The sequence below is a fragment of the Variovorax sp. JS1663 genome (genome assembly GCF_002157355.1).
Taxonomy (GTDB): domain Bacteria; phylum Pseudomonadota; class Gammaproteobacteria; order Burkholderiales; family Burkholderiaceae_C; genus Variovorax.
On record NZ_LYMK01000037.1, the window covers coordinates 20540 to 42114 of the forward strand.

A 21575-nucleotide genomic window follows, 5' to 3' on the forward strand; every position below is an offset into this window, starting at 1 on the left:
ATCAGACCCCCCAGTGCGGGATGTGATGCGAGCCGAGCGACACGGCGACGTTCTTCGGCTCGCAGAAGACCTCGTAGCTCCAGGTGCCACCTTCGCGGCCCGTGCCCGAGGCCTTGGTGCCGCCGAAGGGCTGGCGCAGGTCACGCACGTTCTGGCTGTTGACGAAGCACATGCCGGCCTCGACGGCGGCGGCGACGCGGTGCGCGCGGCCGATGTTCTCGGTCCAGACGTAGCTGGAGAGGCCGTAGGGGATGTCGTTGGCCAGGCGGATCGCGTCGGCCTCGTCCTTGAAGGGAATCAGGCAGGCCACCGGGCCGAAGATCTCGTCCTGCGCGATCTTCATGCGGTTGTCGACATCGGCGAAGACCGTGGGCGCCACGTAGTTGCCCTTCCTCACGCGGTCCGGCAGCGTGGGCACTTCCAGGCCGCCGCACAGCAGCGTGGCACCTTCCTTCGGGCCCAGCTCGATGTAGCTGCGCACCTTCGCCAGGTGGGCTTGCGAGATCATCGGCCCGACGATGGTCTTTTCGTCGAGCGGGTCGCCGACCACGATGCGCCTGGCGCGCTCGGCGAACTTCGCGGCGAAGTCGGTGTAGATGCTCTGCTGCACCAGGATGCGCGAGCCCGCGGTGCAGCGCTCGCCGTTGTTGCTGAAGATCATGAACACGGCCGCGTCGAGTGCGCGGTCGAGGTCGGCGTCCTCGAAGATCACGAAAGGGCTCTTGCCGCCCAGCTCCATGCTGAATTTCTTCAGGCCCGCGCTCTTGACGATGCGGTTGCCGGTGGCGGTGGAGCCGGTGAAGGAAATCGCGCGCACGTCGGGGTGCGCCACCAGCGGCTCGCCGGCCTCCTTGCCGTAGCCGTGCACCAGGTTCAGCACGCCGGGCGGAATGCCCGCTTCCAATGCCAGCTCGCCCAGGCGCGCGGCGGTCAGCGGCGAGAGCTCGCTCATCTTGAGCACGGCGGTGTTGCCGAAGGCCAGGCAGGGCGCGACCTTCCAGGTGGCGGTCATGAAGGGCACGTTCCACGGCGAGATGAGGGCGCACACGCCGACCGGATGGAACAGCGTGTAGTTCAGGTGCGTCTCGGTCGGGTAGGTGTGGCCGTCCACCCGGGTGCACATCTCGGCGAAGTAGTAGAAGTTGTCGGCCGCGCGCGGCACCAGCTGCTTGCCGGTCTGGGCGATCACCTGGCCGCAGTCGTCCGTCTCGGTGCGCGAGAGCTCGGGCACCTGGGCGGCGATCAGGTCGCCCAGCTTGCGGATCAGCTTCGCGCGCTGCGGCGCGGGCAGGCCGGCCCACTTGGGAAAGGCTTCCTTGGCGGCGGCGACGGCGGCGTTGACCTCGGCCTCGCCGCCCGAGGCGACCTCGGCCAGCACTTCCTGCGTGGCCGGGTTGACGGTCTCGAAATAGTCGGTGCCGGCGACCGGCTTGCCGTCGATGAGGTGATCGATCTTCATGGGGTCCTTCAATCCAGTTTGATGTCGCGCGCCTTGATGAGGGCGTGCCACTTCTTGCGCTCCGACTCGGTGTAGCGCGTCATCTCGGCGGCGTCGGCGGGTTTGGGGTCCCAGCCGGCATCCTGCAGCTTCTGCCGCACGCCGGAGTCGTTCATGGTCTTCATCAGGTCGGCGCCGAGACGGGCCTGGATGTCCTTGGGCGTCGCGGCCGGCACCACCACGCCCTGCCAGGCAAAGGCCTCGACGGCGGGGAAGCCGAGCTCCTTGGCGGTCACCACGTTCGGCAGTTGCGGCATGCGCTCGCCCTGCAATGCGATCAGCGGGATGGCCTTGCCGGCCTTGACGGCGCTCACGCCGCTGGGCAGGTCGAGCACCATCAGCGGCACCTGGCCGCCCATCAGGTCCTGCAGCGCGGGGGCGCCGCCCTTGTAGGGCACGTGCAGCACCGACACGCCGGCCTCGCGCTGGAACAGCTCCAGCGCCAGGTGGTGCGGGCTGCCGAGGCCGGGCGTGGCCACGCTGTACTTGCCGGGCGAGCGCTTGAGTTCGGCCAGCAGGGCCTTTGCATCGGTGAAGCCGGTGTTGGGCGATGCAGTGATGATGAGCGAGGAGCGGCCCATCATGCCGATGAGCGCGAAGTCCTTCTCCGCGTCGTAGGGCAGCTTCTTGTAGAGCGCGGGGTTGTAGACCAGCACGCCGTTGTCGGCCGACATGATCGTGTAGCCGTCGGCGGGCGAACGGGCCACGTGCTCGGAGGCGATGATCGCGGCCGCGCCCGGGCGGTTGTCGATCACCACCGGCTGCCCGAGGCTCTGCGACAGCTGCGCGCCGGTGGTGCGCGCGAGGAAGTCGGTGCCGCCGCCGGCCGGGTAGCCGACCACCCAGCGCACCTGCTTGTTGGGATACGGTTGCGCCGGCGCATCGAAGGCGAAGAACGAAGCGGCCAGCGCGAGCAGCGCCGCGGCGAAGCGGTGGATCCGGGTCATGCGTTGTCTCCTGGTTGTTGAGCCTGTCGTTCGCCGCGTGCTCAATGCGCGACGATGGTGTTGGTCAGCGCGCCGATGCCCTCGATCTCCGTCACCACCACGTCGCCGGGGCGGCAGTCGACCACGCCGTCGGGCGTGCCGGTGAGGATCAGGTCGCCGGGCGACAAGGTCATGAAGCGCGAGAAGTACTCGATGAGGAAGGGCGCGTCGAAGATCATGTCGCGCGTGTTGCCCGACTGCGTGACCTGGCCGTTGACGGTGGTGCGCAGGTCCAGCGACATCGGATCGGGCACGTCCTTCGCGTCCACCAGCCAGGGGCCGATCGGCGTGCAGGTGTCGCGGTTCTTCACGCGCAGGTTGGGGCGATACCAGTTCTCCAGGTAGTCGCGGATCGCGTAGTCGTTGGCCACCGTGTAGCCGCCGATGAAGTCGTAGGCGTCGCCCCGGCGCACATGGCGCGCGGTCTTGCCGACCACGATCACCAGCTCGCACTCGTAGTGCATGAAGGAGACGCCGGCCGGGCGCCGGGTGGTCTGGCGGTGGCCGGTGAGCGTGCCCTGGCCCTTGACGAAGACCAGCGGTTCCTCCGGTGCCTTGAACTCCAGCTCCTTCGCGTGGTCGGCGTAGTTCAGGCCCAGGGCGAGGATGGTCCGCGGGCGCGGGGTGGGCGCCAGCGGCGGCAGCCACAGGACGTCGTCGAAGCCGGCCGTGCGGCCGTCGCCGAGCAGCAGTCGGCCGTCGCGTTCGGTCGCGGCCTGCTCCACGCCCTCGAAGACGATGCGCGCGTGCTTCATGCCGCTTCTCCCACGAGGGTGTTGGACAAGGTCTCGAAGCCCGGCGCGCTGATCTCGATGCGGTCGCCCGGCTTCGCGAGCGGCCGGCCGGCGTCGCAGCCCAGCATCAGCACGTCGCCGTGCGCCAGCGTCATGAACCCGGTCACGTCGGCCAGGAGCTGCGAGGCGTCGCGCACCAGCTGCGAGAAGTCGACCGACTGGCGCAGCGCGCCGTTGATGCGCACTTCCAGCTTGAATTCGGCCGGGTCCGCCACCTCCTGCGCGTCGCGCATCGCGGGGCCGATGCCGAGGAAGCCGTCCAGGCACTTGAACTTGACCGGCGGGCGGAAGAAGCTGGCATGGGGGAGCGACAGGTCGTTCATCGGCACGAAGCCTTCGACGTCGCCATCCGCGCCGATCACCATCGCGATGGTGGCGCCGACTTCGACCTCGGGCACCGAGGCCGGCACCGTGATGGCGCTGCCGTGCGGGCTCCAGGTGTTGGCCGTCTTCACATAGAGCACCGGCGCCTTCGGCGGTGCCTTGTAGGGGGGCTGGCTCATCTGCGGCGCGAGCGCCTCGACCTCCGCGCGGAAGTTGAGAAGCACACCGTAGACGGTGCCGGTGGGCAGGAAGCTCATGGTTGTTCCAGTTCGATCACTTCGTCGAGCAGCAGGTAGAGCTGCGCCAGCTTCTGCTTGCCGAGGGACTTTTCCATCCAGGCGTAGTGCGCCTCGATCGATTGTGAGAGGCTTTCGACCATGCGCATGCCCTTGGGCGTGGCCTCGACCACGGTGCGGCGCTGGTCGGCGGGGTCGCGGCAGCGGCGGATCAGGCCGTCGCGCTCCATGCGGGTGAGCACGCCCGTCAGGCTGGGGCCGAGGATGAAGGCCTCGCGCGCGACGCGCCCGGTCTCGACCAGCCCGTGCTCGCCCAGCACCCGCAGCACGCGCCATTGCTGGTCGCTCAGGCCGTGCTCGCGCAGGCTGGGCCGGGTGTGGGCCATGACGGCTTCGCGCGCCTGCAGCAGCAGGCGGGGGAGGTTGCGGTGGACGAAGGCAGTGCTCATGTCAGGGGCTCGATTATTTAACATGTTAAATTTTTTGCAAGCCCTTGACAGGCGATGAGCGCGCGGGGTTTTCCCTAGGGCTTCGGAGGGGGCAGCGGGGGGAGCGGCAGGCGGGGCTGATACCGCTCGGCGAGCGGTGCGCGCGCGTGCAAGGGTGCGCGCCCGGGCCGCGTGGGGGGCGCATTCATCCCGGCCCGCAGCGCACGAGCCGCCGGGCCGGGGTCGTCGAAGCCGACGGTTCAGTGGCTGTTCAGAGCGACCACTCGGCCCGCATGCTGGGCCGCGCGCCGAAGCCGTCGTACCACTGCGCAACCTGGGGATGCCGGTCGCGCCAGCCGAAATCCGCAAAGCGCAGGTCCAGGTACCAGAGCGCGCAGCCGACGGCGATGGCGCCAATGTCGACCCGTCCCTCGAGAAGGGCCGGCCGGGCATTCAAATGCGCGAGCGAGGTCTCGGCCTTGTCCAGCTGGGCGGCCCGCCACTCGGCCCATCGCTGGGGCTCCGGCCGCGCGACGTCCTCGTAGCGGGCCAGCAGCGCCGCATCGAGGATGCCGTCGCCCAGCGACTGCAGCGTGAGGGCGTCCCAGCGCTGCGCGCCGGGGGCGGGAAACAGCACCCCGCCGGCCAGATCGTTGAGGTATTCGCAGATCACCCGGCTGTCGTAGAGCACGCGGCCGTCGTCGGCGAAGAAGGTCGGCACCTTGCCGAGCGGGTTGCTCGCGATGATCTCGCGGTCGCGCTGGACCGGGTGCGCGTTGGAGGGCAGCAGCTGCAGCCGCTCCGAGAGCCCGAGCTCATGCGCGGTGACGAGGCACTTGCGCACGTAGGGAGAGAAGGGGGAGAAAAGGATTTTCATGCGATCTCCAGGGCGGCTTGGGGCTGTGTCGCGTGCTGCGCGGCGTGGCGGCCGGCGATCCAGCCGAAGGTGAGGGCCGGGCCGAGGGTGATGCCCGGGGCCGGGTACTGCCCGCCCATCACGGACTGCATGTCGTTGCCGGCGGCGTAGAGGCCGGGAATCGGCCGGTCGTCGGTGTCCAGGGCCTGCGCATTCTCGTTGCAGCGGATGCCGCAGGCCGTGCCGATGTCGCCCGCATACACCTTGACCGCGTAGAAGGGGCCTTTGCGAAGCGGTCCCAGGCAGGCATTGGGCTGGTGCGCGGCGTCGCCGAGGTAGCGGTTGTAGGCCGTGCTGCCCTTGCCGAACTCGGAATCCACTCCGGTTTCCGCGAAGTGGTTGAAGCGCTGCGCCGAGGCCTTCAGCCCCCCTGCATCGATGCCCAGGCTGGCCGCGAGCGCGTCCAGCGAGTCGGCGCGGAAGAGGTAGCCCGCGCGCACCAGGTGCTCGCGCGGGCGGCCGCCGGGCAATGCCAGCCCGAGGCCCCAGCGCTCCATGAAATCGCTGTCGCACACCAGGAAGGCCGGCAGCGTCGGGACCTGCTGGTGCGAACGGTACATGCCCAGCACGAACTCGTGGTACGAGGTCGACTCGTTGACGAAGCGCTGGCCGGCGGCATTCACCGCCATCAAGCCGGGCTTGGCACGGTCCCAGACCAGGTGCGGATAGCGCAACTGCGTGCCGTCCGGCCGCTCGAGGATGGAGACGGGTGCCCAGAAGGCCGGCGCGAAGAAGTCCTTGCCGAGCGTCGCGCCGGCCGCGCGCGCCATCTCGATGCCCTCGCCCGCATTGTCCCGTGGCGACATGGACCAGGGCCCCGTCGGCTGCGGGTAGAGCCTGGCGCGCAGATCCGCGCTCCACGGAAAGCCCCCCGTGGCCACCACCACGCCGCGCTTCGCGCGAACGCGCATCGGCTTGCCGTCGCGCTCGATCACGGCGCCCGCCACGCGCCCCGATTCGACCAGCAGCTTCTTCAAGGGCGCGTCGAGCCAGTAGTCGATGCGCCGGTCCAGCACCGTCTTGAAGAGCCTCGCTGCCAGCGCGTTGCCGAGCACCAGGCGCGTGCCGCGGTGGTAGCCGCGCAGGCGGTCGCCGAAGAAGCGCAGCACCAGCTTCATGCCTTCCTTCCACGACGTGAAGGAGCGCGTCACGGCCAGGAGGTGATTGGCGTCGGTCATGGTGATCATCATTCCGCCGAGCACCATGAATTCGGGCAAGGGGTCGCGCAGTTCGCGGAAATGCGCGCCGAGCAGGCGTCCGTCGAACATGCGCGGGTCCAGGGAACGACCTCCCATCGCCGCGCCTTCGCGGTCGGGGTAGTAATCGGGCGAATAGGTGCGCGCCGCCAGCTGGACCTCGGTGTTCTTCTCGAGAAAGTCGACGGCCGCCGCGCTCGATGCCAGGAAAGCGCGCTGCATCGCCTCCGGCGCCGCATCACCCACGGTGTTGCGCATGTAGGTCCAGGCTTTCTCGAAGCTGTCGGGATGCCCGGCCTTCGCGCTCTGGGAATTCAGCGGCGCCCACACCGCGCCGCCGGAGATCGCGGTGGAGCCGCCGATGCGATCGGTCTTCTCCGCCAGGAGCACCGTGCAGCCTTCGATGTGCGCCGTGATGGCGGCCGTCATGCCGCCGGCGTCCGCACCGACGACCAGCACGTCGACTTCCTTGTCCCACGCTGTCATGCGATCGAGCTCCCGAGCGACTTGCCGCCGTCGACGAAGAGCACCTGCCCGGTGATGAAGCCCATCTCCGGCGACACCAGGAAGGCCACCGCCCGCGCGATGTCCTCCGGCCGGCCCGCCTGGCCGGTCGGTTGCAGCGCCAGCTGCGCGGCGAGCCGCTCGGGCGTGAGGGCCCGCAGCAGCGGCGTGTCGATCAGCCCCGGCGCGATGGCATTGACCAGAATGCCGCGCGAGGCCAGCTCCATCGCGCTGGCGCGCGTGTAGCCGACGATCGCCGCCTTGGAGGCGACATAGTGCGGGTGGTTGCGCGCCCCGATGTAGGCGCGCGAGGCGATGTTCACGATGCGGCCGCCGTCGGGCATGCGGCGCGCCGCTTCCTGGGTGAGCGTCGCCGCCGCGATCAGGTTGACTTCGTAGGCGCGGCGGAAGTCGTCGCTGCCGACCTCCATGAACTTGCGCTCGTCGAACACGCCCGCGTTGTTGACGAGGGCAGTGACCGGCGGCAACTCTTGCACCATGGCCCGCACCGCCGGCTCGTCGGTAAGGTCGATGACGCGCACCTGCACATCGAGGCCGAGCCCCTGCAGGCGCGCCGCCTCCTTCATCGCCAGGTCCTCGACCCGGTCCACCATCACGACGGAGAAGCCGTCACGGGCCAGGCGCTCGACCGTGGCCAGTCCCATGCCGCTGGCGCCGCCCGTGACCAGCGCGACAGGTTTGCTCATGTTCATGTCTCCCTCAAGCAGAAAGAAAGCCGCCGTCGACGGGCAGCACGACGCCGTTCACATAGCTGGCCATGCCGGAGGCCAGGAACACCACCGGCCCCACGATCTCCTCCGGCTCGCCGCCGCGCTTCATCGGAACGCGGTCCATGTACCAGTCGGTGCCGCCTTGCACCTGCAGCTGCGGCTTGACCATGTCGGTGAGCATCAGGCCGGGCGCCACGGCATTGGCGCGCACGCCGAAGGGGGCGAGGTCGCGGGCCAGCGCCTGCGTGAACGACCGCACCGCTCCCTTCGATGCGATGTAGCCGGCCGACGAGATGCCGCTGACGAAGGCGACGATGGACGACAGGTTGACGATGCAGCCGCGCGACTGCTTCAGCGCGGGCACGAAGGCGTGCGTGACGTTGAACAGGCCCTGCAGGTTGACCTGGATCAGGCGGTCCCACACCTCGGCCGCGTTCGGATCGTCGATGCGCGCCTTGCCGGAGATGCCGGCGTTGTTGACGAGCACGTCGATCGGGCCGAGCCGCGCGCCCAGCGCATCGGCCAGCCGCTGCGTCGCGGCGCGGTCGGTGACGTCGACAGCCTCGGCCCAGGCCTGGCCGCCCCGCGCGCGGATGGCGCCGGCGACGGCCTCCGCCGCCTCCAGCCGGACATCCGCCACGATCACGCGCGCCCCTGCCTTCACCACGCCGTGCGCCATGGCCGCGCCCAGGCCGCCGCCGCCGCCGGTCACCAGGACGAGCTTGTTCTCCAGCAGAGTCATGGAATGCGTCTCCAGCAAAAGGGGTGGCGTTCAGACGCCCAGGTACGCTCGGCGCACGGCCGGGTCGTTCAGCAGCTGCTTCGAAGGCCCCTGCAGGTTCATCTCGCCGTTCTCGAGGATGTAGGCGTAGCTCGACACGCGCAGCGCGAGCCGCACGTCCTGCTCGACGACGAGGATGGTCAGGCCCTGCTCCCGGTTGAGGCGCAGGATGATCTCGAAGATCTGCTCGACCAGGATCGGCGACAGGCCCATCGAGGGCTCGTCCAGCAGGATCATGCGCGGACGGCCCATCAGCGCGCGGCCGATGGCGAGCATCTGCTGCTCGCCGCCGGAGAGCGTCGACGCGCGCTGCTCGGCCCGCTCCTTCAGGCGCGGGAACATGGCGTAGACACGTTCGAAGTCTTCCCCCACCTCGCGGCGCGAGGACTTGCGCAGGAAGGCGCCGAGCTCGAGGTTCTCCCGCACGCTCATGTCCTTGAAGACCTGGCGGCCCTCGGGGACCTGCACCAGCCCGCGCCGGACGATGTCGTCGGAAGGAAGGCGCCCGATAGGCTGGCCGTCGAAGTGGATCTCGCCGGCCGACGGCTCGATCAGATGGGAGATCGCGTTGAGCGTCGTGCTCTTGCCGGCGCCGTTGCTACCGAGCAGGGCCACGATGGCACCGCGCTCCACCTTGAGCGAGACGTTCTGCAGCGCCTGGATGGCGCCGTAGGACGCGCTGACGCTGCGCAGTTCCAGCATGGTGTCAGTCATTCGCCGCTCCCTTGCCCAGGTAGGCCTCGATCACCCGCGGGTCCTGGCTGACCTCGGCCGGCGTGCCTTCGGCAATCTTCTGGCCGAAGGACATGACGGTGATCCGGTCGGAGATCGACATCACCAGCTGCATCACGTGCTCGACCAGCAGCACGGTGATGCCGTCGCGCTCGGCCAGTTCGGAGAGCAGCCGGTCGAGGCTTTCGATGTCGCGGTTGCGCAGGCCCGCGGCCGGCTCGTCCAGCAGCAGGAGGCGCGGCTTGAGCGCCAGCGCCCGGGCGAGCTCCAGCAATTTCTGGTGCCCGAAATCCAGCTCGCGGGCGGTGGTGTTGCGGTCGTGCGTGAGGCCGACGCGCTCGATCAGGCTGTCCACCAGGTCGCGCGTTTCCCCGCTGGGGCGCCGCAGCAGGCGACCGACCGTGTCGGCCGCGTGCGAGTAGCAGCCGAGCAGCACGTTCTCGTAGACGCTCAGCTCGCCGAAGAGCTCCAGGTTCTGGAAGGTCCGCGCGATGCCGAGGCCCGCCATCCGGTCGGCCCGCGTGTGGCTGACATCCCTCCCGTCCAGCGCGATGCGCCCCGAGGTCGGCTGGTAGTAGCGTGAGATGCAGTTGAAGGTGGTGGACTTGCCGGCGCCGTTGGGGCCGATCAGGGCGTGGATCGTGCCCTTCCGTACCTGGAAGGAGAGATCGCTCACGGCCGTCAGGCCGCCGAAGCGCACGGTGATGCCCTGCACGTCGAGGAAAGGCGCAGCTGCGGTCATGCGTGGCCTCCCTTCGCGACGCCCGCGCCCGCAACGCCGCCGTGCGAGGCCTCCGGTGCGGCTGCCCGCGCCACGCGGCGCTTGCGGTCGGCAAACAGCCCGCGCGGCTTGAACATCATGAAGCCCATGAGGATGGCGCCGTAGATGATCTCCTGCAGCGACAGCGCCTGGCGCAGCAGCTCGGAGATGATCCCGAAGGCGATCGCGCCCGCCACCGCACCGCGCACGGAGCCGATGCCGCCGACGACCACCATGGTCAGGACCAGGATGGTGGTCTGGAAGCCCAGGCTCTCGGGATGGATGAAGGAGACGAACAGCGTGTACATGCCGCCGGCGATGCCCGCGAAGGCGCCCGAGATCGCGAAGGCGGCCTGCTTCATGGCCCGCGCGTTGATGCCCATTGCGGTGGCGGCCACGTCGCTCTCGCGCACGGCCCGCAGCGCGGAGCCGAACTGCGAGCGCGACAGGGCCACCGTGAGCCACAGCATGAGCGCCGTGAGCACGATCACGAAGGGGTAGGCCTGCAGGTCGTTGGTCAGCTTGAGCCCGAACAGCTCCGCCGGCTGCAGCCGCATGCCGTTGGACCCGCCGGTGACGCTTTGCCAGTTGAGGAACACCCACTGCATGGCCTCCCCGAAGGCGAAGGTCGCCAGGGCCAGGTAGATGTCGCGCATGCGCAGCGCCAGGAAGCCGATCAGGTAGCCCAGCACCGCCGAGAGCAGCCCGCCGGCGGCGATCGAGACCACGAAGGGCGGATGCCAGGTCGCATTGATCAGGCCCGCGGTGTAGATGCCGATGCCGTAGAAGGCCGTGTGCGACAGCGCGAACTGGCCGGCCTCGCCGATCACGACGTGCATGCCGAGGGCCAGCACCACGAACACCATCAGCAGGTTCACGACGTACAGGACATAGCCCGTGACCGTGAAGGGCAGCACGCAGAGGACGGCGAGCAGCACCAGCAGCGCCGCCTGGTCGAACGAGGGTTTCTTCATACCTTCTTCACCTGCACCTTGCCGCCGAGCAGTCCCTGGGGCCGCACGATGAGCGTCACGAGAATGGCCAGGAAGGGCGCCACGACGATCGCGTTGGTGGAGACGAACAGGCCCACCAGGTTCTCCACGATGCCGATGATCAGCCCCCCCAGTACCGCGCCCGGCAGGCTGGTGAAGCCCCCGACGATGGCTGCGGCGTAGGCCAGGATGGCGATGTGCGCGATGTCCGGCGTGACCAGCACCTTGGGCGTGATCAGCAGGGCGGCGATCGCGGAGATCAGCCCCGACATGGCCCACACCAGCATGCGGATGCGCGACAGCCGGATGCCGACGATCTGCGCCGCCCGGGGATTCATGCCGACGGCGCGCATCGCCTTGCCGATGCGTGTGTAGGTGAACATGAGGTAGATCAGCACCATGACGACCACGGCCACCACGAAGATCGCGATGTCGAGCCGGGTCAGCGCGGCATCGCCGATCAGCACCGCATCGCCGGAGACGAGCGCGGGCAGCGAGCGCGGGGTGTCGCCCAGCCCGGTCTGCCGCACCAGTCCCTTGAGCAGGTATGCCAGCCCGAGCGTGGCGATGACCAACTGGACGCCGACGCCGCGCGAACCGGTGACGCGCTCCATCACGAAGCGCTGGAACATCGCCGCGCCGAGCGCGACGATGGCCAGGGTCAGCGGGATCACCACCCCGTAGGGCAGCCCGGCGAGCAGCAGCAGGCTCAGCGCGACGTAGCCGCCGATCATGAACATCTCGCCCTGCGCGAAGTTGGGCACGTCGGTCGTCTTGAATACCGCCACGATAGCCAGCGCCAGCAGGGCGTAGACGCTGCCCGTCACCAGGCCCGACAACAGGCCCTGCTGCAGGAACAGCCAAACGTCACTGAAAGTCATGGTGGGGCGCTGGTGCGTGCCGGTTGCGGGTGGATCACTTGGGCTCGTAGACCCAGGCGCTGCGGAACGAGCCCGGCACCGGCGTCTTGTTCTCGCCGTCGAACTTCAGGTAGATGGCCGATTTCTGGCCGGCATGGTCGGTCGGCGTCAGCTCGATCGGCCCGGCCATCACCTTCGAGTCGAACTTGGTCTTCGACATCGCGTCCAGGAACTTCTCGCGGCTCAGCTGCGGGCCGGCGGCCTTGAGGGCATTGACCACCGCCATCGCGGACGGGATGCCGTAGGGCATGTAGGTCTGCGGGTAGCCGGGCTTGGCGGCCAGGTCGGGGTAGTACTCCTTGTACATGTCGTAGACCCACTTCAGCTTGGCGCCGCCGGGGACATCGAGCATGACTTCCTGCAGGTAGACGTTCTTGAAGGCGTCCTTGTTGCCGACGTTCTCCACCAGCTGCTTGAGGTCCGCCGTGCCGTTGACGGCGATCACGATGGGCTTGGTCCAGCCCAGCTCCTGCGCCTTCTTCACCAGCAGGCTCACCGGGCGCGCGTAGGTGGTGATGACCAGCACGTCGGGATTGCTCGCGCGGATCTTGAGCATCGGCGCGGTCACGTCCGTGATGTTCGGGTTGATCGACTGCAGCTGCAGATCGACGCCGAGCTTCTTCGACTGGAATTCCGCGGCCTCGAGGTTCCAGCCGCCGTAGGCGTCGTCGTGGTTGATGTAGCCGATCTTCTTCGCCTTCAGGTGCTCGGCCGCGAACTGCACCATCGAGCCGCCGACTGCGCGCTGGGAGATGGAGAACGCGCCGTAGATGTACTTCGAGGGCGGGTACAGCGCCCCGTCGCCGGAGGCGTTGAGCATCACCAGCGGGACCTGCACGCGCTCCACGTACTCGCGCGCGCCGACGACGGGGCCGGAGCAGGAGCCGCCATTCAGGAGGAAGACCTTGTCCTGCTCGGTCAGCTTCTTCACCGCGGCCAGCAGGTCGTTGGCGTTGCAGCGGTCGTCCTCGACCACCAGCTCGATCTTGCGGCCGTTGACGCCGCCGTCCTTGTTGACCTTGTCGTAGTACATCTTCGCCGCGTTGATCACGTCGAAGCCGTAGGCCATCGAGTTGCCGGACAGGGGGCCGAACATGCCGATCTTGATCGTCTTGTCCGTGAGTCCCGGATCGTTCTGCGCGCTGGCGCCGAGCGCGGCGACGGTGGCCGCGAAGGCCACGAGGAGCGATTGGGTCATCTTCATGGTGTCTCCAGTTGAAGTTCGTGGTTGAGGGTGGCGGGCGACGGGTCGCCTCAGGCGTCGGAAGCGTTGGATGAGGGGAGGGCGTCTTCCTTCTGGAAGCCGGGGCGCGGGATCAGGCTCAGCCAGGCCTGCGTCAGGCCGCCGTCGACCAGGATTTCCTGGCCGCTGATGTAGCTGGCGCGATCGCTCGCCAGGAACAGCACGGCGCCGGCGATGTCCTGGGGCGTGCTGATGCGGCCGGCCGGGACGATCTGCTCGCGGCGTTGGCGCACGGCCGGGTCTTCGTAGATGCCTTCGCTCATCGGCGTGCGGATCATGGCGGGGCTCACCACGTTGCTGCGGATGCCGTGCTCGCCCAGCTCGACGGCGAGCAGTTGCGACAGCATCTTCACCCCGGCCTTGCTCACGCTGTAGGCGCCGCTGTAGGGCTGCGGGATGCTGCCGGAGATGGAGGCGACATGCACCATCGCGCCGCCGCCGTTCTCCATCATCTGGCGGCCGAACGCCTGGGCGCAGAGCAGGTAGCCGGACAGGTTGACCGCCAGCAGCTGGTTCCACTTGTCGAGCGCGATGTCCATGACCGCGTCCGCATAGAGTGCCGCGGCGTTGTTGACCAGCAGGCCGGCGGGGCCCCATGCGTCTCGGACCTGCTCCGCGGCGAGCTGCACGCTCTCGGCGCTGGTCACGTCGCAGGCGACCTGCATGACCCGATCGGCGCTGCTGTCCAGGTCGGCCAGCACGCTGCCGAGGGTTTGCGTGTTGCGATCGAGCAGGGCGACACGCGCGCCGGCTTGCAGCAGCTGCCGCGCGATCTCGGCGCCGATGCCGCCGCCCGCGCCCGTGACGACGCAGACCCGGTCGCCCAGTTCGAGCCAGGTGCTGTCGGTCTTTCCGGGGGCACTCGCCATGACGCTCATCTCCTGACGCGAACTGAATACGTTGGACGGAATGGAGCGATTATGTATACATGATGATCCTCAAGAGGCGGGGTTAACCCGCAACAAGCCTGAAATAATCACAATATGTATACACACGTGCTGCGCCGGCTATACTGGCCCGCGACCACGGAATGAAGGCACGCCATGCAGACACTGGCCCAGAACGTCACCGACACGCTGCGTGACTGGATCCTTCATGGCCAGGTACGACCCGGCGCACGGCTGGAGGAAATTCCCCTGGCCGAGCAGCTGGGTGTCTCGCGCACACCGGTGCGCGCTGCGCTCGGCACCCTCGCGACCGAGGGGCTGATCGACCATCAACCCAAGCGCGGCTACCTGGTCCGCGGCTTCGACGTGGATGAGATCGTCGCCGCCTATGAAGTCCGGTCGGTCCTCGAGGGCCTGGCATGCCGGAGCGCCGCGGCACGCGGACTGACCGAGGAGCAGGCGCGCCGGCTGCGGGCCAGCCTCGAAGAAGGCGACCGGATCCTGGCGTCCGGCGTGCTGCGGCCCGAGGACCACGAGCCCTACCAGCAGATGAACGTCACCATCCACGACACCTTGCTGGTGGCCTCGGGCAACCCGTGGGTGACCCGCTTCGCGGAACAGGCGCAGAACATTCCGTTCGCCTCCGACCGGATCGTGCTGTGGGACGACCACGGCATCATCCTGCGCTCCCACGGCGACCACCACCGGATCGTCGAGGCCGTCATCGCCCGTGACTGCGTCCGCGCGGAGCAGCTGATGCGCGAGCACGTCTACTACGCCGGCATCATCCTGCGACGGAACTACGAGAAGCTGCTCGAGGCGGGCGACGCGGCGCCTGGTGCCAAGCCGCCGAGGCGAGTGGGCGCGGTGGCCGCAGTGCTCTGAGTCTCGTCGTCGCGGGAAGCGGGGGCCATCATGCGACGCCGATCCCTACACTCGGGCGATGGCCAAGGAAAAAAACCTCTTCGTCTGCTCCGATTGCGGCGGCACCAGCCCCAAGTGGCTGGGCCGCTGCCCCAGCTGCGGCGCCTGGAACACGCTGATCGAGCAGGCCGCCAGCCCGGCAGCCTCGGGCGGCGGCAACAACCGCTTCGGCACCGCGTACGCATCGCTGGCCGGCTCGGCCGAACTGGCCGTGCTGTCGGAGATCGAGGCCAGCGAGGTCGCGCGCACCCCCACCGGGCTGGACGAGCTGGACCGCGTGCTGGGCGGCGGTATCGTGGCCGGCGGCGTCACGCTGATCGGCGGCGATCCGGGCATCGGCAAGTCGACGCTGCTGCTGCAGGCGGCCGATGCGCTGCAGCGCGGGGGGCAGAACGCGCTCTACGTCACCGGCGAGGAAAGTGGCGCCCAGGTGGCGCTGCGCTCGCGCCGGCTCGGGCTGGAGCTCTCGCAGGTGCAGGTGCTGGCCGAGATCCAGCTCGAGAAAATCCTGGGCACGCTGGATGCGCACCGGCCCGCGATCGCGGTGATCGACTCCATCCAGACCATCTACTCCGACCAGCTCACCTCCGCGCCCGGCTCGGTCGCGCAGGTGCGCGAATGCGCGGCGCACCTCACGCGCTTCGCCAAGGCCAGCGGCACGGCGGTCGTGCTTGTGGGCCACGTGACCAAGGAAGGCGCGCTGGCCGGCCCGCGCGTGCTGGAGCACATGGTCGACACGGTGCTGTACTTCGAGGGCGACACGCATTCCAGCTTCCGCCTGGTGCGCGCCATCAAGAACCGCTTCGGCGCGGTCAACGAGATCGGCGTGTTCGCGATGACCGAGCGCGGCCTCAAGGGCGTGGCCAATCCGAGCGCGATCTTCCTGAGTCAGCATGCCGAGCCGGTGCCGGGCAGCGTGGTGCTGGTCACGCTGGAAGGCACGCGGCCGATGCTGGTGGAGATCCAGGCGCTGGTCGACAACGGCGGGCCCAGCCCGCGCCGCCTGTCTGTGGGCCTGGATCGTGATCGCCTCGCGATGCTGCTGGCGGTGCTGCACCGGCATGCGGGCGTGGCCTGCATGGACCAGGACGTGTTCGTCAACGCGGTGGGCGGCGTGCGCATCAGCGAGCCGGCGGCCGACCTGGCGGTGATGCTGGCCATCACCTCCAGCCTGCGCGGCAAGCCCTTGCCCAAGGGCTTCATCGCCTTCGGCGAGGTGGGGCTGGCGGGCGAGGTGCGGCCGGCGCCGCGGGGCCAGGAGCGGCTGCGCGAGGCGGCCAAGCTGGGCTTCAGCGTGGCGGTGGTGCCCAAGGCCAATGCGCCGCGCAAGGGCGCGAAGGAGATCGAGGGGCTGACCATCCACCCGGTGGAGCGCATCGAGGAAGCCATGGACGTGGTGCGCCAGTTGTCGCACTGAGAGGGCCTGTCAGCGCGTATGCCAGGGGTTGCGAACAGGCTCCGGCCGCGGCCCGGCGACAATTGCCCCCCATGAATTACGGGAAAGTCTTCGTGCCCATCGCGGGCCTGCTTCTGCTCGCCGGCGCCTACCGCGCGTACGGCTGGTCCGGGGTCGCCTTCGCGGGCGGCGCCATCGTCATGTTCCTGCTGATGCACTTCAACCGCACCATGCAGGTGTTGAAGCGGGCGGCCGATCGGCCCGTGGGCTCGGTGGCCAGCGCCGTGATGCTCAACGCCAAGCTCAAGCCCAAGGTGAACCTGCTGCACGTGATCGCGATGACGCGTGCGCTCGGCGAGCAGCGTACGCCCAAGGACACGCAGCCGGAAGTGTTCCGCTGGACCGACAACGGCGGCTCCTGGGTGGACGCCACCTTCGTCAACGGCAAGCTGACCGAATGGACGCTGGTGCGGCCGCAGGCGACGGACGAGGAGCCGGCGCAGACGGCCGATGCGCCGTCGGCCGACGCCGTGAAGCCGGGCGCGGCCGACGCGCTGCGCCCGCCGGTCTAGTCAGATCAGAAGGGGGCCGATTCGTCGGCCAGTTCCTCGGTCGCGGGAGCCGCGGCCTTCGGTGCCCGTGCCTCCGGCGGCGCGGCGCCCAGCTGCATCTCCCCGCCCAGTGCCTCGATCAGTTCGGGCATCAGCTGGCCCAGCTCGCCGGTCGCGATCGCGGCGTCGGCGTCGAAGTTGTCTTCCTTGGCCGAGCCAGGCGCACCTTCTGCAGTGCCTTCGAGGAAATTGATCTTGCGCAGCTGCAGACCCTCGGTCAGCTCGAAGGACACGCGGTCGTCCCAGGTCATGGCCAGGCGCGTGGGCCGCTTGCCGTCGGCGATGTGCTGGCGCACCTCCTCGATGTCCAGCGGGTGCTTGGCATAGCGCACCACCGCCTTCGATTCGTCGGTGGCCTTGAGCTCGCATTCGCGGTCGATGGTGAAGCCGGCCGGCGGCTCCTGGGTCGAGAGCCAGTCGGCCATGGCCACCGCCGGCTCGACCTGCGTGTTGACCAGCGCCACGCCGAAACCTTCCAGGGCCTTCACCAGGCTGGTCACGACCTCGTCGGCGCGCTGCGCGTTGCTGGCATTCACCACCAGGCGGCGCGCCGTCGGGTCGATCCACACCGCGATGCGCACGTGGCGCGTGAAGGCCAGCGGCAGCAGTTCGAGCGTGATGTCGTCCTTGAGGACTTTCATTTCCTTCTTGCCGGGCTTGCGGCCGGTGGTGGCCTCGATCTGCGCGGCGCGCTCCTCGACCTTGCGGCGGACCACCGAGCCGGGCAGTGTCTTGCTCTCGATCATGTATTCGAGCAGCCACTGGCCGCCGACCGACTCGACCAGCGGGCCGTGCGCTTCGCCGCGCGGCTCCACCCAGCCGGCGGCCTTTTCCTGCGAGGGACTGCAGGGCACGAAGCGCGCGCCGTCCAGGCGCTGTTCCACCTCGGTCAGCGGCTGCGACCAGCCTGCCTCGATGCGATAGACGATGACGTTCTTGAAGACGGACACGAGAAGAGAACCCTTTTCCTGGCTGGTTGGCAAAGCCGTGCATTGTCGGCGGGACGGCGCCGGGGTGCGCCGTAAAATCGCAAGCTTTTGCGACTTCCCTTCCCCCAAAGGACAAAAACACATGAGCGCGCTGCCTCCCGCACTGGACGACCGTGACGGCAAGATCTGGATGGACGGTGACCTCGTGGACTGGCGCGAGGCCAAGGTCCACGTGCTCTCCCACACGCTGCACTACGGCTGCGGGGCCTTCGAGGGCGTGCGTGCCTACAAGACGGCCGAGGGCACCGCGATCTTCCGCCTGGCCGAGCACACCGAGCGTTTGTTCAACAGCGCCAAGATCCTGCGCATGAAAATCCCCTTCTCGGCGGAGCAGCTCAACGAGGCCCAGAAGCAGGTGGTGCGCGTCAACGAGCTGGAGAGCTGCTACCTGCGTCCGCTGGTCTGGATCGGCTCCGAGAAGCTGGGCGTGAGCCCCAAGGGCAACCGCATCCACGCGATGGTCGCGGCCTGGGCCTGGGGTGCCTACCTGGGCGACGAGGGCCTGAAGCGCGGCATCCGCGTGAAGACCTCGAGCTACACCCGTCACCACGTCAACATCACGATGACGCAGGCCAAGGCGGTGAGCAACTACAGCAACTCCATCCTCGCCAACATGGAGGCGGTGGACGACGGCTACGACGAGGCGCTGCTGCTCGATTCAGCCGGCTTCGTCTCCGAAGGTGCGGGCGAGAACATCTTCGTGATCAAGAACGGCGTGGTCTACACGCCCGACCTCTCGGCCGGCGCGCTCAACGGCATCACCCGCAACACCATCCTGCACATCTGCAAGGACCTCGGCGTCGAGGTGGTGCAGAAGCGCATCACGCGCGACGAGGTCTACATCGCCGAGGAAGCCTTCTTCACCGGCACCGCGGCCGAGGTCACGCCCATCCGCGAGCTCGATCGCATCGAGATCGGCCAGGGCTCGCGCGGACCGGTCACCGAGAAGATCCAGAGCGCCTTCTTCGACATCGTGAACGGCCGCAATCCCAAGTACGCCCACTGGCTCACCAAGGTCTGAGAGAAGAAGAGAAGCACCATGAGCGCCAATGCCGTGATCGAACTGTCGGGCCAGGACCTCAACCACCAGGGTGGTGTGTTCTGTCCCAATCCCAAGGCCCAGATGAAGCTCTGGAGCGCCCACCCCAAGGTCTACCTGGACGTGGCGCGCACCGGCGAGGCCAAGTGTCCGTACTGCGGCACCGTCTACCGGCTCAAGGCCGGCGAGGCGGCGGCGCACCGCCACTGAGCGCGGGCGTTCCCCGGCGCGGCAGCAGCCCGCGCCACGCGTCGCCCGGCTCCTGCGCCAGCCGCAGGTAGATGGTCGACACCCACAGCAGGCTGAGCCCGATCTGGGCATCGCGCAGGGCCGAGTTCGCGTTGGTCGCGATCAGCGCGATCAGCTGCGCGGCGAAGGCATAGCGTCCGTACAGGTCATCGCGCCGCCAGGCCACCCACACGCCGGTCAGCATGATCGCCAGCAGGCTGAGCGCGCCGGGAATGCCGGCCTGCGAGCCCATCCACAGGAAATCGTTGTGCGGCATGTTGTAGTCGGCCAGGAGCTTGGGGCCGCGCAGCTGCCACTGCTCGGTCCAGCCGCCGATGCCCCAGCCGGTGAGGGGCTTGTCGAGGATCATGCGGCCGGTGTCGCGGTACATGTAGTAGCGCACCACCCAGCTGCCCTCCGACACGGCACCGTGCTGGGCGGCCTCGAGTTCCTGCACGCCCAGCTCGAACTTCTGCTGCACCGCGGGCAAGTTCCACAGGCCCGCCGCCACGACCGCACCGCCGGCGATCATCACCAGCGCCAGCACCTTGAGCTGGCGCCGCCACTGATGCAGGCAGGCGGCCGGGATCGCCAGGAGCAGGGCCAGCAGCGAGGTGCGCGAGGGCAGGCTGAAGGTGATGATCACCGCCACCGCCAGCGTGAGTGCGAAGGCGAGCCCGGCGCGCAGCGGCCGGCGCTCCGACAGGGCCTGCAGGCCGAACACGGCCGCGGTCGCGCCCAGGATGGTGAAGAGCAGCGCATTGCTGATGGACTTGTTGCCGACCAGGAAGATCACGCCGCGGAAGGGCTCGACGACGGGGAACCAGGCGCGTTGCCAGACCGCGATCCAGAACGCCGCGATCAAGAGGATGTTGAACAGCGCCATCACCAGGAAGCCGCGCAGCGCCCAGATGGCCTCCTCGCGCGTCAGGGCCAGCGCCATGAACACCGTGGCCGCGATGCGCAGCCCGTGCACGAGGTTCGACGGCGTTTGTGGATAGACCGGCTCCAGCGCCAGGATCACCAGCGTCCACACCACGTAGATCGTGACCGGCCACCACATAGGACTGGCGCGCAGCCGCTGCACGCGCTCGCGCCAGCCGCCGGCCACGAGCAGGGCGACGATCATCAGGAAGGCCGCGAGGTAGGGAACGCCGACCGGCATGAACACCGTCAACCCCCAGAACATGGCCGCGGGGCGGACGAGCTGCGATCTCTGCATGGAGGCGGATTCTAGGGGGCGCTCCTTCGGCAACCTGACTGATCGGTCAGGTCGGGAGAGCAATGACGAAGCTGGCCCCGCCGCCCGGGCGGTCCTCGCAGCGCACGCTGCCGCCATGGCGCTCGGTGATCGACTTCACCAGCGCCAGCCCCAGGCCGACGCCGCCGTTGCGCTCGCTGGCGCCTGGCAGGCGGTAGAAGGGCTCGAAGATGCGCTCGCGCAGCGCGGCCGGCACGCCGGGGCCGCGGTCGTTGACGCGGATCTCGGCCGCGCCGCTGCGGGCGCCGAGCTCGACGCTGATCTCGCCGGCGCCGTAGCGGCGCGCGTTCTCCAGCAGGTTGCGGATCGCGCGGCGCAGCAGGCGCGGCACGCCGCGCACGGTGAGCGCATCGCTGCTCGAGCCCTCGGCCACGTCGAGATCGGCCTCGACGCGCGCGCATTCCTCGGCGGCCAGGCCGGTCAGGTCTACCGTCTCGACGGTGCCCATGTCGGCTTCCTTCGCGTCGAGCCGGCTGGCCAGCAGGATCTCGTCGATCAGCTGGTCGAGTTCGGCGATGTTGCGCGCGATCTCCTCGCGGGCGGTGGGGCTGGGCCGTTCACCCATCAGCTCCAGGCCCATGCGGATGCGCGCCAGTGGCGAGCGCAGCTCGTGCGAGGCGTTGGCCAGCAGCGACTTGTGCGAGCGCACCAACTCCTCGATGCGGGCGGCGGCGGCATTGAAGCGGTTGGACAGGTCGGCCACCTCGTCCTGCCCGTCCTCCGCCACCCGCACCGACAGGTCGCCCTCACCCCAGCGCTGCACGCCACGCTGCAGCACCTCCAGCCGCTTGGTGAGCCGGCGCACGATCGGGTAGACGCCCAGTGCGACGGCCACGCCGACCAGCGCGATCATCCAGCCCAGCCCGAAGGGGGTGCGCCAGGCGGCGATGCCGCCCGTGCCGCTCGGCCGCGCGCGGGGCGCCACGCGCAGCGAGAGCGCCCGGCCGTCCTCGAGCATCACGTCGAACTCCAGCCCTTGTCCGGGCACGCGCACCGCGCTGCCGGTGCCGATGCGGCGGTCATCCTTGTCGAGCACCACGACTTCGCGCGGCACGGCCGACATGCGCTCGCGTTCGCTTTCGGCGGCTTCCCGCACGATCCAGTTGGCCGTGAGGGTCAGGATGACGACGCCTCCCACCACCGCCAGCCAGATGCGGACGTAGAGATGGCGCCGGTACAGGTTGAGCAGCATGGCGCTC

The 21575-nt window shown here is 68.9% G+C and carries 23 protein-coding genes; 5 read left to right on the plus strand and 18 right to left on the minus strand.

Going from position 1 to position 21575, the window contains the following annotated elements; genetic code table 11:
* Position 1: 1 nt before the first annotated feature.
* The 15 genes from hpaE to A8M77_RS25550 all read right to left on the minus strand — a co-directional run bounded on the left by hpaE (position 2) and on the right by A8M77_RS25550 (position 13910).
* Positions 2 to 1459, minus strand: coding sequence for a 5-carboxymethyl-2-hydroxymuconate semialdehyde dehydrogenase (hpaE, locus tag A8M77_RS25480; RefSeq protein WP_086924311.1), 1458 nt, complete (start codon positions 1457 to 1459; stop codon positions 2 to 4).
* Positions 1460 to 1467: 8 nt separating this feature from the next.
* Positions 1468 to 2445, minus strand: coding sequence for a Bug family tripartite tricarboxylate transporter substrate binding protein (locus tag A8M77_RS25485; RefSeq protein ID WP_086924312.1), 978 nt, complete (start codon positions 2443 to 2445; stop codon positions 1468 to 1470).
* 41 nt (positions 2446 to 2486) lie between these two features.
* Positions 2487 to 3239, minus strand: a complete 753-nt coding sequence (locus A8M77_RS25490) for a fumarylacetoacetate hydrolase family protein (RefSeq protein ID WP_086924313.1) — start codon at positions 3237 to 3239, stop codon at positions 2487 to 2489.
* The gene (locus A8M77_RS25495) at positions 3236 to 3859 is read right to left on the minus strand and encodes a fumarylacetoacetate hydrolase family protein (protein WP_086924314.1); all 624 of its coding nucleotides are present in this window, start codon (positions 3857 to 3859) and stop codon (positions 3236 to 3238) included. The genes A8M77_RS25490 and A8M77_RS25495 overlap by 4 nt, the downstream gene beginning before the upstream one ends.
* Positions 3856 to 4287 carry a homoprotocatechuate degradation operon regulator HpaR gene (gene hpaR, locus A8M77_RS25500; protein ID WP_086924315.1) on the minus strand — a complete coding sequence of 144 codons (432 nt, stop codon included), beginning with the start codon at positions 4285 to 4287 and terminating at the stop codon, positions 3856 to 3858. The genes A8M77_RS25495 and hpaR overlap by 4 nt, the downstream gene beginning before the upstream one ends.
* A gap of 250 nt (positions 4288 to 4537) precedes the next feature.
* Entirely contained in the window at positions 4538 to 5143 is a 606-nt protein-coding gene (locus tag A8M77_RS25505) for a glutathione S-transferase (RefSeq protein WP_086924316.1), read from the minus strand.
* On the minus strand, positions 5140 to 6864 hold the full coding sequence (locus A8M77_RS25510) for an FAD-binding protein (RefSeq protein ID WP_086924317.1): 1725 nt from the start codon (positions 6862 to 6864) through the stop codon (positions 5140 to 5142). Before A8M77_RS25510 ends, A8M77_RS25505 begins: the two co-directional genes overlap by 4 nt.
* Positions 6861 to 7589, minus strand: a complete 729-nt coding sequence (locus tag A8M77_RS25515) for an SDR family NAD(P)-dependent oxidoreductase (protein WP_443272493.1) — start codon at positions 7587 to 7589, stop codon at positions 6861 to 6863. Before A8M77_RS25515 ends, A8M77_RS25510 begins: the two co-directional genes overlap by 4 nt.
* A gap of 13 nt (positions 7590 to 7602) precedes the next feature.
* On the minus strand, positions 7603 to 8355 hold the full coding sequence (locus A8M77_RS25520) for an SDR family NAD(P)-dependent oxidoreductase (protein WP_086924319.1): 753 nt from the start codon (positions 8353 to 8355) through the stop codon (positions 7603 to 7605).
* A gap of 30 nt (positions 8356 to 8385) precedes the next feature.
* Positions 8386 to 9096, minus strand: coding sequence for an ABC transporter ATP-binding protein (locus A8M77_RS25525; protein WP_086924320.1), 711 nt, complete (start codon positions 9094 to 9096; stop codon positions 8386 to 8388).
* A 4-nt stretch (positions 9097 to 9100) separates the two neighbouring features.
* Positions 9101 to 9868, minus strand: coding sequence for an ABC transporter ATP-binding protein (locus tag A8M77_RS25530; protein WP_086924321.1), 768 nt, complete (start codon positions 9866 to 9868; stop codon positions 9101 to 9103).
* Positions 9865 to 10860, minus strand: a complete 996-nt coding sequence (locus A8M77_RS25535) for a branched-chain amino acid ABC transporter permease (RefSeq protein WP_086924322.1) — start codon at positions 10858 to 10860, stop codon at positions 9865 to 9867. The genes A8M77_RS25530 and A8M77_RS25535 overlap by 4 nt, the downstream gene beginning before the upstream one ends.
* Positions 10857 to 11759 carry a branched-chain amino acid ABC transporter permease gene (locus tag A8M77_RS25540; RefSeq protein ID WP_086924323.1) on the minus strand — a complete coding sequence of 301 codons (903 nt, stop codon included), beginning with the start codon at positions 11757 to 11759 and terminating at the stop codon, positions 10857 to 10859. The genes A8M77_RS25535 and A8M77_RS25540 overlap by 4 nt, the downstream gene beginning before the upstream one ends.
* Before the next feature lie 34 nt (positions 11760 to 11793).
* On the minus strand, positions 11794 to 13002 hold the full coding sequence (locus A8M77_RS25545; RefSeq protein ID WP_086924324.1) for an ABC transporter substrate-binding protein: 1209 nt from the start codon (positions 13000 to 13002) through the stop codon (positions 11794 to 11796).
* A gap of 50 nt (positions 13003 to 13052) precedes the next feature.
* Positions 13053 to 13910: an SDR family NAD(P)-dependent oxidoreductase gene (locus A8M77_RS25550; RefSeq protein ID WP_086924325.1), complete on the minus strand. Its 858-nt coding sequence runs from the start codon at positions 13908 to 13910 to the stop codon at positions 13053 to 13055.
* A gap of 174 nt (positions 13911 to 14084) precedes the next feature.
* Here A8M77_RS25550 and A8M77_RS25555 point away from each other — a divergent pair, with 174 nt between their 5' ends.
* From A8M77_RS25555 to A8M77_RS25565, 3 genes are all read left to right on the plus strand, one after another.
* Positions 14085 to 14813 carry a GntR family transcriptional regulator gene (locus tag A8M77_RS25555; protein WP_086924326.1) on the plus strand — a complete coding sequence of 243 codons (729 nt, stop codon included), beginning with the start codon at positions 14085 to 14087 and terminating at the stop codon, positions 14811 to 14813.
* A 58-nt stretch (positions 14814 to 14871) separates the two neighbouring features.
* On the plus strand, positions 14872 to 16269 hold the full coding sequence (gene radA / locus A8M77_RS25560) for a DNA repair protein RadA (RefSeq protein ID WP_086924327.1): 1398 nt from the start codon (positions 14872 to 14874) through the stop codon (positions 16267 to 16269).
* Between the two features lie 71 nt (positions 16270 to 16340).
* Complete coding sequence (locus A8M77_RS25565) at positions 16341 to 16820, plus strand: glycerate kinase (RefSeq protein WP_086924328.1); 480 nt, start codon at positions 16341 to 16343, stop codon at positions 16818 to 16820.
* 5 nt (positions 16821 to 16825) lie between these two features.
* On the opposite strand, the gene A8M77_RS25570 is transcribed toward A8M77_RS25565, so the two are convergent.
* Positions 16826 to 17809 carry a recombination-associated protein RdgC gene (locus tag A8M77_RS25570; protein ID WP_086924329.1) on the minus strand — a complete coding sequence of 328 codons (984 nt, stop codon included), beginning with the start codon at positions 17807 to 17809 and terminating at the stop codon, positions 16826 to 16828.
* Between the two features lie 121 nt (positions 17810 to 17930).
* Between A8M77_RS25570 and A8M77_RS25575 the strand changes: the two genes are divergently transcribed.
* On the plus strand, positions 17931 to 18869 hold the full coding sequence (locus A8M77_RS25575; RefSeq protein WP_086924330.1) for a branched-chain amino acid transaminase: 939 nt from the start codon (positions 17931 to 17933) through the stop codon (positions 18867 to 18869).
* Positions 18870 to 18887: 18 nt separating this feature from the next.
* Complete coding sequence (locus A8M77_RS25580; RefSeq protein ID WP_086924331.1) at positions 18888 to 19097, plus strand: zinc-finger domain-containing protein; 210 nt, start codon at positions 18888 to 18890, stop codon at positions 19095 to 19097.
* Here the strand turns inward: A8M77_RS25580 and A8M77_RS25585 are convergent.
* Positions 19063 to 20337 carry an O-antigen ligase family protein gene (locus tag A8M77_RS25585; RefSeq protein WP_086924332.1) on the minus strand — a complete coding sequence of 425 codons (1275 nt, stop codon included), beginning with the start codon at positions 20335 to 20337 and terminating at the stop codon, positions 19063 to 19065. The two genes, A8M77_RS25580 and A8M77_RS25585, sit on opposite strands and share 35 nt — an antisense overlap.
* 46 nt (positions 20338 to 20383) lie before the next feature.
* Positions 20384 to 21568: a sensor histidine kinase gene (locus A8M77_RS25590; RefSeq protein WP_086924333.1), complete on the minus strand. Its 1185-nt coding sequence runs from the start codon at positions 21566 to 21568 to the stop codon at positions 20384 to 20386.
* Between the last annotated feature and the right edge of the window lie 7 nt (positions 21569 to 21575).

Excerpts from the sequence above, each read along its gene's own strand:
- A8M77_RS25485 (WP_086924312.1), bottom strand. The coding sequence starts at position 2,445 with ATGACCCGGATCCACCGCTTCGCCGCGGCGCTGCTCGCGCTGGCCGCT.
- A8M77_RS25505 (WP_086924316.1), bottom strand. The coding sequence starts at position 5,143 with ATGAAAATCCTTTTCTCCCCCTTCTCTCCCTACGTGCGCAAGTGCCTC.
- A8M77_RS25520 (WP_086924319.1), bottom strand. The coding sequence starts at position 8,355 with ATGACTCTGCTGGAGAACAAGCTCGTCCTGGTGACCGGCGGCGGCGGC.
- A8M77_RS25555 (WP_086924326.1), top strand. The coding sequence starts at position 14,085 with ATGCAGACACTGGCCCAGAACGTCACCGACACGCTGCGTGACTGGATC.
- A8M77_RS25510 (WP_086924317.1), bottom strand. The coding sequence starts at position 6,864 with ATGACAGCGTGGGACAAGGAAGTCGACGTGCTGGTCGTCGGTGCGGAC.
- A8M77_RS25540 (WP_086924323.1), bottom strand. The coding sequence starts at position 11,759 with ATGACTTTCAGTGACGTTTGGCTGTTCCTGCAGCAGGGCCTGTTGTCG.
- A8M77_RS25495 (WP_086924314.1), bottom strand. The coding sequence starts at position 3,859 with ATGAGCTTCCTGCCCACCGGCACCGTCTACGGTGTGCTTCTCAACTTC.
- A8M77_RS25525 (WP_086924320.1), bottom strand. The coding sequence starts at position 9,096 with ATGCTGGAACTGCGCAGCGTCAGCGCGTCCTACGGCGCCATCCAGGCG.
- A8M77_RS25590 (WP_086924333.1), bottom strand. The coding sequence starts at position 21,568 with ATGCTGCTCAACCTGTACCGGCGCCATCTCTACGTCCGCATCTGGCTG.
- A8M77_RS25530 (WP_086924321.1), bottom strand. The coding sequence starts at position 9,868 with ATGACCGCAGCTGCGCCTTTCCTCGACGTGCAGGGCATCACCGTGCGC.
- hpaE (WP_086924311.1), bottom strand. The coding sequence starts at position 1,459 with ATGAAGATCGATCACCTCATCGACGGCAAGCCGGTCGCCGGCACCGAC.
- A8M77_RS25550 (WP_086924325.1), bottom strand. The coding sequence starts at position 13,910 with ATGGCGAGTGCCCCCGGAAAGACCGACAGCACCTGGCTCGAACTGGGC.
- A8M77_RS25490 (WP_086924313.1), bottom strand. The coding sequence starts at position 3,239 with ATGAAGCACGCGCGCATCGTCTTCGAGGGCGTGGAGCAGGCCGCGACC.
- A8M77_RS25515 (WP_443272493.1), bottom strand. The coding sequence starts at position 7,589 with ATGAGCAAACCTGTCGCGCTGGTCACGGGCGGCGCCAGCGGCATGGGA.
- A8M77_RS25580 (WP_086924331.1), top strand. The coding sequence starts at position 18,888 with ATGAGCGCCAATGCCGTGATCGAACTGTCGGGCCAGGACCTCAACCAC.
- A8M77_RS25545 (WP_086924324.1), bottom strand. The coding sequence starts at position 13,002 with ATGAAGATGACCCAATCGCTCCTCGTGGCCTTCGCGGCCACCGTCGCC.
- A8M77_RS25565 (WP_086924328.1), top strand. The coding sequence starts at position 16,341 with ATGAATTACGGGAAAGTCTTCGTGCCCATCGCGGGCCTGCTTCTGCTC.
- radA (WP_086924327.1), top strand. The coding sequence starts at position 14,872 with ATGGCCAAGGAAAAAAACCTCTTCGTCTGCTCCGATTGCGGCGGCACC.
- hpaR (WP_086924315.1), bottom strand. The coding sequence starts at position 4,287 with ATGAGCACTGCCTTCGTCCACCGCAACCTCCCCCGCCTGCTGCTGCAG.
- A8M77_RS25585 (WP_086924332.1), bottom strand. The coding sequence starts at position 20,337 with ATGCAGAGATCGCAGCTCGTCCGCCCCGCGGCCATGTTCTGGGGGTTG.
- A8M77_RS25535 (WP_086924322.1), bottom strand. The coding sequence starts at position 10,860 with ATGAAGAAACCCTCGTTCGACCAGGCGGCGCTGCTGGTGCTGCTCGCC.
- A8M77_RS25575 (WP_086924330.1), top strand. The coding sequence starts at position 17,931 with ATGAGCGCGCTGCCTCCCGCACTGGACGACCGTGACGGCAAGATCTGG.